The organism is Nonomuraea insulae, assembly GCF_042656245.1.
The window spans coordinates 23,044-35,062 of record NZ_JBHSPA010000029.1; the positions used below are offsets into that span (position 1 = coordinate 23,044).

The 12,019-nt window shown below is 68.0% G+C and carries 10 protein-coding genes; 6 read left to right on the top strand and 4 right to left on the bottom strand.

The genetic code is table 11. The features are described 5' to 3' along the window. Positions 1-90 precede the first annotated feature (90 nt). Together ACFPZ3_RS25955 and ACFPZ3_RS25960 are read right to left on the bottom strand one after the other, a co-directional pair. On the bottom strand, positions 91-1,866 hold the full coding sequence (locus tag ACFPZ3_RS25955; protein ID WP_379516831.1) for a PA14 domain-containing protein: 1,776 nt from the start codon (positions 1,864-1,866) through the stop codon (positions 91-93). A 132-nt stretch (positions 1,867-1,998) separates the two neighbouring features. Next, positions 1,999-3,216, bottom strand: coding sequence for an asparagine synthetase B family protein (locus ACFPZ3_RS25960; protein WP_379516832.1), 1,218 nt, complete (start codon positions 3,214-3,216; stop codon positions 1,999-2,001). Here ACFPZ3_RS25960 and ACFPZ3_RS25965 point away from each other — a divergent pair. Beyond that, positions 3,203-3,514 carry a GNAT family N-acetyltransferase gene (locus ACFPZ3_RS25965; RefSeq protein WP_379516833.1) on the top strand — a complete coding sequence of 104 codons (312 nt, stop codon included), beginning with the start codon at positions 3,203-3,205 and terminating at the stop codon, positions 3,512-3,514. The genes ACFPZ3_RS25960 and ACFPZ3_RS25965 overlap by 14 nt on opposite strands. Positions 3,515-3,518: 4 nt before the next feature. Then, positions 3,519-4,715, top strand: coding sequence for an MFS transporter (locus ACFPZ3_RS25970; RefSeq protein ID WP_379516834.1), 1,197 nt, complete (start codon positions 3,519-3,521; stop codon positions 4,713-4,715). Between the two features lie 15 nt (positions 4,716-4,730). On the opposite strand, the gene ACFPZ3_RS25975 is transcribed toward ACFPZ3_RS25970, so the two are convergent. Continuing rightward, complete coding sequence (locus tag ACFPZ3_RS25975; RefSeq protein WP_379516835.1) at positions 4,731-5,312, bottom strand: TetR/AcrR family transcriptional regulator; 582 nt, start codon at positions 5,310-5,312, stop codon at positions 4,731-4,733. Positions 5,313-5,847: 535 nt separating this feature from the next. Here ACFPZ3_RS25975 and ACFPZ3_RS25980 point away from each other — a divergent pair. The 4 genes from ACFPZ3_RS25980 to ACFPZ3_RS25995 all read left to right on the top strand — a co-directional run bounded on the left by ACFPZ3_RS25980 (position 5,848) and on the right by ACFPZ3_RS25995 (position 11,353). Next, positions 5,848-7,410, top strand: a complete 1,563-nt coding sequence (locus ACFPZ3_RS25980; protein WP_379516836.1) for a serine hydrolase domain-containing protein — start codon at positions 5,848-5,850, stop codon at positions 7,408-7,410. Positions 7,411-7,622: 212 nt separating this feature from the next. Further along, entirely contained in the window at positions 7,623-8,288 is a 666-nt protein-coding gene (locus tag ACFPZ3_RS25985) for a nitroreductase (protein WP_379516837.1), read from the top strand. Positions 8,289-8,364: 76 nt separating this feature from the next. Next, complete coding sequence (locus ACFPZ3_RS25990; protein ID WP_379516838.1) at positions 8,365-9,675, top strand: serine hydrolase domain-containing protein; 1,311 nt, start codon at positions 8,365-8,367, stop codon at positions 9,673-9,675. 328 nt (positions 9,676-10,003) lie between these two features. Continuing rightward, positions 10,004-11,353, top strand: a complete 1,350-nt coding sequence (locus ACFPZ3_RS25995) for a M1 family metallopeptidase (RefSeq protein WP_379516839.1) — start codon at positions 10,004-10,006, stop codon at positions 11,351-11,353. Positions 11,354-11,502: 149 nt separating this feature from the next. Here the strand turns inward: ACFPZ3_RS25995 and ACFPZ3_RS26000 are convergent, their stop codons facing one another. After that, positions 11,503-11,946, bottom strand: a complete 444-nt coding sequence (locus ACFPZ3_RS26000; protein ID WP_379516840.1) for a nuclear transport factor 2 family protein — start codon at positions 11,944-11,946, stop codon at positions 11,503-11,505. Positions 11,947-12,019 lie beyond the last annotated feature (73 nt).

Sequence of the window (12,019 nt, forward strand, 5' to 3'; positions counted from 1 at the left end):
AGGCCGCCTCCCACAGCCACTCGCGGCCTCGGTATCAAATGGGCGGCTTCGCCTCATGGATAGGGCAGGACCACGCTCGCCCTCCGGTTGTCAGGCAGCCCCGGTCAGCAGCTTCTCCTTCGGGATGATCTGCCGCACGGTGCTCGGGCTGGACCAGCGGAGCTGGGCGATGGCGTCATATCCGCCGTCGTAGAACTCCATCTTGATGTCGTGCGCCCCGGCCGTCAGCGCGATCTGCCCGCTGTCCTCCCGCTTGGAATGGTCGGTCCAGGCGTCCACGAGCAGCGTCCCGTCCACCCAGAGCCGGACGCCGTCGTCGCTGGTCGTGATGAACGTGTAGATCTCATCACGGTCGGCGATCACCTTGCCGGTCCACCGCGCGCTGAACGTGTCCGGCGACAGGGCCGGGTCGGGGGCGTTCGCACCCCAGTCGAAGTCCACGACGGGATCGACGCGGGTCACCTTGGGGCCGGTGAGGTCGGCGTTGTCGAAGTAGGTCGCGGTCAGGCCCTGCTCCTCGATGACCAGGGTCGTGGCCGAGGCCGCCGGCAGCGTGAGCGTGGCGGCGCCGCCGGTGACGGTCGCGGAGCCGGTGCGGTGCGGGGTCCACTCGTCGGAGGTGCTCTGCCAGACGGCGGCCGTGCCCGCGCTCAGGCCGGTGAAGGCCAGCGTGGTGTCCAGCGGCTCGTCGCCGACGTTGACGAGGACGACGTTCTTGGACGCGTCGGAGGCGAACACGTGCAGCAGGTCGCTGCCGGCCGTCGCCGCCACCATCGTCGTGCCGAACGGCCTGAACAGGCTCTCGCCGGTGAACATGCCGATGCCGTGGTAGATCGGCAGCGGCTCGCTGCGCGGGATGCCGCCTTCGCCGTTGGTGCTGGTCAGGCCGAGCCGGCCGTTCTTGTCGCCGTACTGGTAGGCGGCGGCTCCGGCGTGCAGGATCTGGCCGAGCGCCGCCGCCCCCCAGAGGGTGTTGAAGTGCTTCAGCGTACGGTGGCCGTCGGGGTCGTCGAAGTCGGAGTTGAACTCGCCGATCTGGATGTCGATCTTGCGGCCGAGCACGGATTCGGCCAGGGCGGAGACCTCCTTCAGATCGGTCTCGTAGCCGCGGATGACGGATCCCAGGAGGGCCTCGTCGGTGACGTCCTCGTTGCCGTTGCCGTAGTCGTGGTAGTCGAGGAAGTCGACGCGGTCGCCCGAACCCTCAAGGAAGGTCTTGATGTAGTCGAGGGCGTTCCAGGCCGTGGCTGGGCCGCCGACGCGGACGGCCGAGTCCTCGGCGTCGAGCGCATCGCTGATCATGTTGAAGCGGCGACTGTACTCGGATGCCGACATTTCCGGCTTGTCGGGGGTGCAGGCGCAGTTGAGCTCATTGCCCAGGATGAACCGCCGGACCGGCGTACCGGAGGCGGCGAAGTGCTCGTAGAGGGCGACCGCGTCGTCACGGTTCACCTCGGCGCTCTGACGGCCGTCCACCTGCAGGATGAGGACCGGCTCCGCACCCAGGTCGCGGATGGCCGTGATCCAGGCGTCACCCGTGATGGTGGTATCGCACTTGTAGCCGCCGCAGACGATGGGGCTGTCGTGGTTGCCGGGCTCCTGGTAGTGCAGCTCGATGCGCATGCGACCCGGCTTGAGCTTGCGCAGGTACTCACGGTGCTTGTCGTCGTTGGTGATGTACGACTTCTCGCCGTACCCCGTGATGCCGATGCCGTAGTCGGCGGCGGACAGCGTACGGATGGGCTTGGTGAAATCGACCGAGACGGACACGGCCGCGGCGGCCTGCGCCTGTGCCGTCACCGGCCAGATCGCGGCGGCGGCGGCCAGGAAGCCCGCGAGGGCGGCCCGCAGCGCTAATACGGTCATCGTGCTCCTGTCACAAGATCCGAAGAACCCGTGGATCATGGCAGAGATCGATGACGGCTGTGTGAACTCCGCGAGGTCCGCATGACGACAGGTTGATCTTTCAGGGCGGCGGTAAAGGCGCCGGCACGGGGATCAGGGCAGGGCCACGCGATAGTCACGCACCCACGCGTTCAGCTCGACGAGTTGAACCAGCAGCTGGGCGCCGCTCGCCCCGCCGGGTAACCGCGCGCGCAGCTCGTTGGCGCCGATCCGGTCCAGCAGAAGGTTGAGGCGCGGCGTGTCGAACATCGCCCGCAGCGGCGACTCGCTCGCGTTCGCTGTCCACTTCGCCACGCGTACCAGCGCCTGATCGTGCGCCGGGTCCTGGACGTGCGGGTACGCGCTCTTCTGCCGGGTCATCGTCGCCGGCGGGAGAATGTCGGCCATCGCGTCCTTGAGCAGGCTTTTCAGCCCGCCCGCGCATTTCATCGACCAGGGGACGTTCCAGACGTACTGGACGAGCCGGTGGTCGCAGAACGGCAGCCGCACGTGCAGCCCCTGCGCGGCGCTCATCCGCTCCTTGCGGTCGAGCACGACGGCGAGTGGTCCCGCCATCCCGAGATACAGCACCTCCCGCATCCGCGCGTCCTGCTCCTCCTCACCCGGCAGGCGCGGCACCTCGCCGAGGAGTTGCGCGTAGCGCGCCTTCTCGTCGCCGTCCTGCGCGAGTTCCGGCACGAGGTAGTCGGCGAGTTTCGGCCCGTCCCCGAGCCACGGGAAGGTGTCACGCCGGGTCAGTTCGGTGTTGAAGAGATACGGATACCCGCCGAAGAACTCGTCCGCCGCCTCGCCGGACAGCGCCGCCGTCGTGTCCTGCCGCATCCGCTGGAACAGCAGATACATCGACGCGTCGAACTGCCCCCACCCGGGGAGGTCACGCGCGCGGCGCGTCGCCGAGATCACGCCGAGCAGGTCCCGCATCGACGCCGTGAGCGTGGTGTGCCTGGTCGCCATGAAGTCCGCCGCCGCCGCGGCGTAGGGCGCGTCCACGTCCGGGCGCAGCTCGGTCGGCGCGAAGTGCGTCTTGTCGCTGTCGAATTCGACGCAGTACGTGTCGAGCGCCCGCGGCAGCAGCCGTGCCGCCAGTGCCGCCACCGACGTCGAGTCGACGCCGCCGGACAACATCGCGCCGCACGGCCCCGACGCGGGTAACTGGGCCGCAACGGCGTCATGGAGCAGCTCCCGCACGCGCTCGGCGGTCTCGGCGGGTGTGTGGTCGTGCGGTTCGCTCGTCAGTCGCCAATATGCGCGCCCGACCGGCCCGTGATCGGGCGTGTACGTGATGACGTGCGCGGGTTTGACCTCGTGCACGCCGGCGAGCGGCGTCGGCTGCGGCGCGATCAAGCGCATCGACGGCACGCACGGCGAGATCAAGTCCATGCGCACCGCCTACGAGCGGCGGCGCGACGGCATCGCGAGCCTGCTCCTCACCCACATGCTGCAGGAGGCCAAGGCGCTGGGCCTCGTGCGGCTCAGCCTGGAGACCGGCTCGACCGAGCACTTCGAGCAGGCCAGGAAGTTGTACGCGAAGTTCGGCTTCGAGCCCTGCGGCCCCTTCGCGGGCTACGGCCCCGACCCGCACAGCTCCTTCATGACCCGGACGATCTGACGACATGAAGGACGACGTCTACGACTACGACCAGCAGTTATACGACCGGTCGTTCCTCAACTGCTACCAGCGGCAGGCCATGGTCCTGTACCTGACCGGCATCGGCTACAGCCCGGCGCAGGCGGGGCTCGTCGTCACCGGTTTCGGCGTGGGGTCGATCGCGGGGACGTTCGTCGGCGGCAGCGTGACGGGGAGGTTCGGCGCGCGGGCGGTGATCGTGTGGTCGATGGTGCTGTGCAGCGTCTCCATCGCGGGGCTCGCCGCCGTGACGGCGATCGTGCCGTTGCTGATCGTCGGCTTCGCGGCAGGCGCGTTCGGGCAGATGTACCGCCCGGCCGCGGCGACGATGCTCGCCGACCTGACGCCGCCGCGGCGGCTCGTGATGATGTCGGCCGCCAGCCGCTTCGGGCTCAACCTCGGCGCCGCCATCGGCCCGCTGCTCGGCGTATGGCTGGCCGCCGCATACTCCTACCAGGTGGTCTTCGTCGTCAACGCCGTCGTCAACCTGATCTTCGCCGTCGTCGTCCTGCTCGTCATCCCCGCCGGGAGCGGCCGTCGGGCGCGCGAGGGCGCCGCGTCCGATGACGCGGGGCCCAAGGACACCGCCCGTTACCGCGACCTGCTGCGCGACGGCCGGTACCTGCTGTTCCTCGCCGGGATGTTCCTCACCGCGGTCGCCGAGGTTCAGTACCAGTCGACACTGCCGCTGGAGGTGCAGCAACGCGGCTACCCGACCGCGCTGTACGGCGCACTCGTCGCGCTCAACGGGGCGCTCGTGATTCTCGTCGAACTGCCGCTGACAACCCTCATCCAGCGCTTCTCCATGCGAACCACCGTCGCCACCGGCTGCCTCCTCCTCGGGGTCGGCCTGAGCCTGTTCGGCCTGCCCTTCGGCGTGTGGATCCTCATCCTCGGAGCCGTCGTCTGGACGCTGGGAGAAATCATCAGCGCCCCCTCCATCGGCGCGTATCCGGCCATCGCCGCCCCGTCCCCCGCCCTGCGCAGCCGCTACATCGGCGCGCTGTCCACCTGCCAGGCAGCGGGCTGGGCGGTCGGCCCTAGCATCGGCACGGTGCTGTTCCAGTACGTCGGCGGCGCCGTCTGGGTGATGTGCGCAGGTCTCGGCATCCTCGCCTGCCTCGGCATGCGCGCGGGCGTCCGCGACCTCATCGCGCATGAGGAGCGAGCGCGTACGGCATGATGATCGGCTCGTATCTCAGGATTGTGGTTGAGGTCCCATGCCGGCGAAGACCGCTTGGAGCAGGCGGTCGATGTAGTCGGGCGTCATCGGCTGGTGTGTGATCAGCAGCCTGAAGTACAGCGGTCCTGACAGGACCTCAAAGGCCAGGTCCAGGTCGAATTCGGGGGCGAGTTGCCCCTGCTCTTCGGCGGTCTTGAGCCGGGCCAGCGTGTCGGCCGTCTGCGGCTGGATGAAGCGTTCGTTGAGCGCGGCGGCGACCTCGGGATTGTGCTGCGCCTCGCCTATCAATTCCTGGTACAGGGGCCCCCAGGGGGGCTGGGCCAGTAGGTCGACGGCCCGGATCATGACCTCACGCAGATCGGCCACGATGTCGCCGGTGTCGGGATGCTCCAGGCCCGTGATGCGCGAACTGAGGACCGCGTCGAGGAACAGCAGGGCCTTGGAGGGCCATCGGCGGTAGATGGTGTCTTTGCCGACGCCGGCCCGGGTGGCGACCGCCTCCATGCTGAGCTTGGCGTAGCCGACCTCTCGTGCCAGGTCGAGCGCGGTCTGCATGATCGTTTCGGTTCGGTCGGCGGAGCGGCGGCGGGCATTCATGACGTCATCCTATCTGAACGGGACGTCCCGTTTGACAATTCAGAGGCGTTCCCTCCACGCTAGGCATTGCCATACGGGACGTCCGGTCCCGTTATGAGTCCCGTCTTGGTCGGCGTCGCCGCGACAGTCGCCGACCGAAGCCGGAACTTACGGGAGACGTTGTTGCCGACCAGGTCGCCCGGAGATGCGACGCAAGCCCCGCGAGGAGAGTGACTGGCGATGGACGCCGAAGTGATCATTGTGGGGACCGGCCCGACCGCTGTCCGCCTGACGTCGCAAAACGCGGCCACGGGGAGGGCTCGCCCGGCCGGCTGCTTCCCAGCGCATGTCAGCTGCGGCGTCAGGACGGCAACGGCCCGGTATCAGCGCGGTCGGCGATCGTGGACGCCACGAACGGTTCAGCGATCGCGGCCTCAAGGCCGGGTGAATCCCTCGGGAGACCCGACCTGAGCAATCCAGATATCCCGGACACCAACCGGCACATCCCACCAACTGTCCGTCCACTTGAATGTCAGATGTCAAGGAGCACACCACCATGTCCATCACCCTTACCGACCAGGACAAGCTCACCCTGCGCACCGCCGCGTGGGGCGCCGTCTCACTGATGTCCGCCGCCGGCGCCGCCGGCTCGGCCCACAAGGCCGCCACAGAAGGCTCCATCGCCCTGACCTCCGCGACCGGCCCGGTCGGGCACGTGCTCACCAAGGCGCCCAAGGGCGTGAAGTACGGCAAGACGGTGGCCGAACTCGCCGACCAGGTGCTGCCCGCCCTGACGGCGGCCATGAGCCTGCTGAACGAGCAGGATCCGGCAGAGGCCGGCAACTTCCGCCGCACCGTCATCGTCGCCATCGAAGCAGCCACCCGCACCCGCCAGGGCGAGCCCAGCCCCACCATGGCGGAGATGGCCCGCAAGATCACCGAAGCCCTCGACGCCGCTTCGGCCACGTCCGGGGTGACCGCCGCGCGCAGCGGGGCGCTGCCGGAGGGCGCTGCCGGGCAGGATCGCCCGGAGCTGGAGAAGGTCATCCAGGAGATCGTCGATTCCGGTTTCGTCGGGGTGGAGTTGCGCGTGCACGACGAGCGGGGCGAGTGGGTAGGCGGCGCCGGCGTACGCGAGCTGGGCGAGACCGCCAAGCCGCCGGCCGGCGCACACGTCCGGATCGGCAGCAACGCCAAGACCTTCACCGCGACCCTGGTGCTGCAACTGGTGGCCGAGGGCAAGATCGGGCTCGACATCCCCGCGGATGACTACCTGCCCGAGTTCGGGCTGGACCGGCGGATCACGGTACGGATGCTGCTGCAGCACACCAGCGGGGTGTTCAACTTCACCGGCGAGTACTACGACGACGGGACGTTCGCGCCGGGGATCCCCGCCACCACCTCGGGCAAAGAGTGGGTGGACAACCGGTTCAAGACCTACCGGCCAGAGGAGCTGGTACGGCTGGCGTTGTCCAAGCCGTCGCGGTTCGAGCCGGGCACCGACTGGAGCTACTCCAACACCAACTACGCGCTGGCCCGGCTGCTGATCGAGAAGGTCACCGGCCGCACCTACGCCGAGGAGATCCAGCGGCTGATCCTGGGCCCGCTCGGGCTGACGGGCACCGTGGCGCCGACCACCGAGACGGAGATCCCCGAGCCGTACGCCCACGCCTACTACCGCTACGAGGAAGCCGGCGAGCAGAAGACGGTCGACGTCACCCGCCAGAACCCGTCCTGGATCTCCAGCGGCGGTGACATGATCTCGACCACCCGCGACCTGCACACGTTCATCTCCGCGCTGCTGGGCGGCAGGCTCCTGCCGGCCCCGCTGCTGGCCGAGATGTGTACGCCGGAGTCCAAGGCCGGCTACGGCCTGGGCGTGTTCGTCCAGTCCGGCCCGAACGGCGGCACCATCATCACGCACAACGGCGGCATGGCCGGTCACGCGGCGCTGATGTACAGCACACCCGACGGCAAGAAGACCATGACCGCCGCGGTGAACTATGTGGACGACGCCGCGCTGTCCATGGCGGTGGCGTTCCAGGAGGCGACGCAGAAGCTCGTCAACGAGGTGTTCGGCGGCGGGCAGGCCGGCGAGGCTGCCGAGTTGGCTCAGTAGCCAGGGCCGAGCACCTCCGACCCGCACGCGGCGCCCGGGCGCAGGCAGCGCGGGTGTCGCGGTGGGCGTCGCACCGTCGACCTCGGGATCCCCATACCGCCGGGAGCTTCAACCGACCCCAGATCGAAGTGTGATCCGGGTCACCTGTTACCTCTTGTGCGTGCTGAAACCGGTAGAGAGGTGGTTGTCGCTGAGTGAGAGGACATGAAGACGTGGATGTGTATGAAGCGGTGGACAGTCGCCGGGCCGTACGGGCGTTCAGCGATGAGCCGGTTTCCAAAGAGATCCTTGAACGGGTGCTGGCTGCAGCGACACGGGCTCCGTCGAGCGGGAACCTCCAGCCCTGGCATGTGTACGTCGTGACCGGTGAGCCCTTGGCCGAGCTGAAGAGGCGCGCGACGGCCAGGGCGCTGGCGGGAGACCCGGGTGATGAGCGGGAGTATCCGATGTACCCGGCCGACCTGACCTCGCCGTATCTGGACCGCTTCTCCGCCGCGGCCGCCCAGCGGTACAAGGCGCTGGGAATCGAGCGCGACGACCCCGACAGGCCCGTGAAGATCGCCGCCTTGAACTCGGAGGCGTTCGGGGCGCCGGTCGTGCTGTTCTGCTACCTCGACCGGACGATGGGGCCCGGACAGTGGGGGGACGCGGGGATGTACCTGCAGACGGTCATGCTGTTGCTAAGGGCGGAAGGGCTGCACAGCTGCCCCCAGGTGATGTGGACGATGTATCGCAAGACCGTCAGCCAGATAGTCGGAGCCGATGACGGGCTCGTACTGTTCTGCGGCGTCTCCGTGGGATTCGAGAAGGAAGACGTGCCACGGCTGCGTACCGGGCGTTCGGACATGACAGAAACAGTGAGCTTCATCGGAGCGTGACCAGGCATGTCGGCCTGGCGACCACGAACCTCCACATCAACACGATCAGGTGAAGGCTTGCCACTAGCCTGGCCGGATGGGATGGAATCTGGGGGAGCTTGTCGCGAAGTACGACGTACCGGGCGCACAGGTCGCCGTGCTGGCCAACGGGGAGATCCGGGACGAGGCCGCAGGTGTGCTGAGTCTGCGCACCCGGGTCGAGGCCACGACCGACTCGGTGTTCAAGATCGGCTCGATCACCAAGATCTGGACAGCCACACTGATCCAGCAACTGGTCGACGACGGTGTGCTGGATCTCGACCGTCCCGTCCGCGACTACCTGCCCGGCTTTCGGCTGAGCGACCCAGCCGCCACCGAGTCCCTGACCGCCCGCCACCTGCTCACCCACACCGGCGGTATCGACGGTAACCACTTCACCGACACCGGTCGCAACGACGACGCGATCGAGCAGTTCGTCGCCACCCTCGCCGACGCGGACCAGCTCCTCCCGCCCGACACCGTCTTCTCCTACTCCAACAGCGGGTACGTGGTGCTCGGCAGGCTGGTGGAGGTGTTGCGCGCCAAGCCCTTCCACGACGTGCTCCGCGAACGCCTGGTGACACCACTGCGCCTGCACACCGCCGCTGCCGACGCCTACGAGGCGATCCTGCACCGCGCCGCGGTCGGCCACGTCCAGACCGGCGGAGAGGTCGTTCCGGCAAAAGAGTGGGCGGTTTCCTACTACTCGGCGCCCAGCGGCTCACACCTCGCGATCAGCGCACGCGACCTGCTGGAGTTCGTCCGCCTGCACCTCACCGACCACGCGCTGGCGGCACTGCGCGAACCCCAGGTCGAATCCGTCCCGGACTTCGGCGGCGGCGTCATCGGCTGGGGACTCGGCTGGATGCTCTACCAGGACGGCGTCGTCGGCCACACCGGTGTCTCCAAGGGGCAGAAGGCGTTCCTTCGCGTCGTCCCATCGGCGGGTGTGGCGGTGGCCGTGCTGACCAACAGCACGGGTGGCGAGCCACTGGCCTACGAGATCTTCGGTGCGGCGCTCAGGGAACTCGCCGGCGTCGAGACGGCACCGCTACCCGTGCCGCCGATGCACCCGACCGGGATCGACGCGGACCGCATGTGCGGCACCTACCGCTCCACCCTGTACGACATCACCCTTACCAGCGAGCACGACCGCGCGTTCCTCACCTACCGCCCACGCAATGAAATCGCCGAGTCCTTCCTCGGCGGGTCCGGGAACCGCGTCGAGGTCGTCCGCCTCAACGACAGCTCGGTCATCACCGCCGAGCCGAAGTCCGGCGGCCACCAGGTCCTGTCCCTGGTCGGCGCCGACCCCCACGGCCGCGCCCGCTTCCTGCACAACGGCGCCGCCGCCTACCGGATCGCCTGACGGTCACGGCCGACGACGACGCAGGCGATGATCGCGTGGGCTTGGGCGGTCAGGCGGGTGCATGGCTGCCGTGGCCTTGAGAAGGGTACGAGAGGGAGTGGATCTCTACCGAGAGGCCACCTCGCGTTCGCGGTGAGAGTGGCGTCGTGGGCGAGGGAGATGGACAGTCTGAGGCCGGGGTGCCCGTCGACGCGGGTGCCGAATTTTGGGTCCGGACAAGTCCGGGTTTTTCCTTCACTCTCGAGCTAATGACCTAGCTCCACGGAGGCTTGCGATGGTGCTTGCCCAGATCGTTCGCTGGACCGCCGCTCTCAGCATGGTGGCGGCCATGACCTTCGCAGCCGCCCCGTCCTCTGCCGCGGCCGCGGCGCCCGGCTTCCGGTCGGGCGCGCCCGGTCTCGGTGACCCCTACTTCCCCCTGGAGGGCAACGGCGGGTACGACGCCCAGCACTACGTGCTCAACCTCGCCTACGACCCCGCCACCAAGGTGCTCAGGGGAACGGTGCACATGCTGGCTCGCGCCACCCAGGACCTGTCCCGCTTCGACCTGGACTTCCAGCAGCTCACCGTGCGATCGGTCACGGTCAACGGCCGCAAGGCCGCCTACACGCGCGACGGCCAGGAGCTGATCGTCACGCCCGACAAGGGCCTGCGGTACCAGAGCGTGTTCGACGTGGGCATCACCTACGACGGCATCCCGCAGCCGCTCGGCGGCCCGATCGTGTTCGGCCTGCCGTACGGGTGGATCGCCACGGAGGACGGCGTGCTCGTCGCCTGCGAGCCGAATGCGGCCAGCACGTGGTTCCCCTCCAACGACCACCCGAGCGACAAGGCGACTTACTCCATCTCGATGACTGTCCCGAAGGGGCTCATTGCCGCGGCCAACGGCGTGCTGGCGGCGCAGGTCACTCATGGTGACAAGACGACCTTCCTCTGGAACGAGCTGCGCCCGATGGCGTCGTACCTGGTCACGACCACGATCGGCCGGTTCGACGTGCAGGTGGGCAGGACGCCGGGCGGCGTGCGCGAATGGGTCGCCACCGATCCGACCGTGCCCGGCACCGAGGTGGTCTTCCAGCAGACCGCCGATATCACCGACTACTGGAGCGAGTTGTTCGGGCGCTACCCGTTCGAGGAGACGGGCGCGATCGTCGACAACGTCCCCGTCGTCGGCTTCTCGCTGGAGAATCAGACAAAGCCGCTGTACTCCGCCGTCCGCAGCGTGACCACGGTCGCGCACGAGTTGTCCCATCAGTGGTTCGGCGACAGCGTTTCGGTGCGGACCTGGCAGCACATCTGGCTGAACGAGGGCTTTGCCACTTTCGCCCAGCGCTACTGGACCGAGCACACCGGTGGCGAGAGCGTCCAGGTGTGGTTCGACCGGCAGTACGCCACCAGGCCGGATTCGTTCTGGCAGGTGAAGGTGGCGGACCCGCAGCGCGACACCATGTTCGACACCGCCGTCTACAACCGCGGCGGCATGACGCTCCAGGCACTGCGCGTGAAGATCGGCGACGAGCCCTTCTTCCGGCTGCTGCGGACGTGGGCGGCCGATCATCGCTACGGCCTGGCCGACACCGACGAGTTCATCACGCTCGCGGAGAAGGTCTCCGGCCGGGACCTGACCGAGTTCTTCAACGTCTGGCTGTTCACTCCGAGCAAGCCCGTGACATGGTGACGACGTCCCGCTGAGCCTTGGAACAGGTCCCAGCGCGGTGAACAGGGCAGCGATTGGTCGCCATCAGCCCCGATGTTCACGCGCGCGAAGAGTGAGGCGAACTGAGCGGCGGCACAGCACAGCCGCCGCTCGGTTCCGGTCGTTGATCTTCAGTTGTCGTAGAAGGCTCGTCCGGTTCTCCCGCCGGAGACCGACCAAACCTCGGTGATGAGGCCGTCTTCGATGCGCAGCATGTCGATGCCGCTGATGCGCAGCTCGCGCCCGGTCTCGTCGGTGAAGCGCGCCGAATAGGGCCGAGCGATCTTGCCGCGAGCGACGCCGTCGGCGAGGTGGACATCCGCGACGGCCTCACCGTCGGGGGCAAAGTGCAGTCCGGGACGGGCCGCCCGGAACTTGGTGATCATCTGGGTCAGCTGTGAAGCGTGCCGGATGTGGTCGAAGGCGTCGGTGCCCGGCTGGGCGTAACGGAGCTGGAACCGCGGCGCCATGATTCGATCGGCGAGGCTCAGCTCGCCGTTCCACAGCGCGGACCACAACTCGAAGATGCGGACGTTGAACTCCTCGACGTCAATGGCTTGTGTGTCGGAACTCATCCCACTCCAATAGTCTCATTGATACGGTATCGATGAGATCGACGCTATGGTCTCAGGGAGACGATGTCAATGG

Excerpts from the sequence above, each read along its gene's own strand:
- ACFPZ3_RS25955 (WP_379516831.1), bottom strand. The coding sequence starts at position 1,866 with ATGACCGTATTAGCGCTGCGGGCCGCCCTCGCGGGCTTCCTGGCCGCC.
- ACFPZ3_RS25970 (WP_379516834.1), top strand. The coding sequence starts at position 3,519 with ATGAAGGACGACGTCTACGACTACGACCAGCAGTTATACGACCGGTCG.
- ACFPZ3_RS25975 (WP_379516835.1), bottom strand. The coding sequence starts at position 5,312 with ATGAATGCCCGCCGCCGCTCCGCCGACCGAACCGAAACGATCATGCAG.
- ACFPZ3_RS25980 (WP_379516836.1), top strand. The coding sequence starts at position 5,848 with ATGTCCATCACCCTTACCGACCAGGACAAGCTCACCCTGCGCACCGCC.
- ACFPZ3_RS25990 (WP_379516838.1), top strand. The coding sequence starts at position 8,365 with ATGGGATGGAATCTGGGGGAGCTTGTCGCGAAGTACGACGTACCGGGC.
- ACFPZ3_RS25995 (WP_379516839.1), top strand. The coding sequence starts at position 10,004 with ATGACCTTCGCAGCCGCCCCGTCCTCTGCCGCGGCCGCGGCGCCCGGC.
- ACFPZ3_RS26000 (WP_379516840.1), bottom strand. The coding sequence starts at position 11,946 with ATGAGTTCCGACACACAAGCCATTGACGTCGAGGAGTTCAACGTCCGC.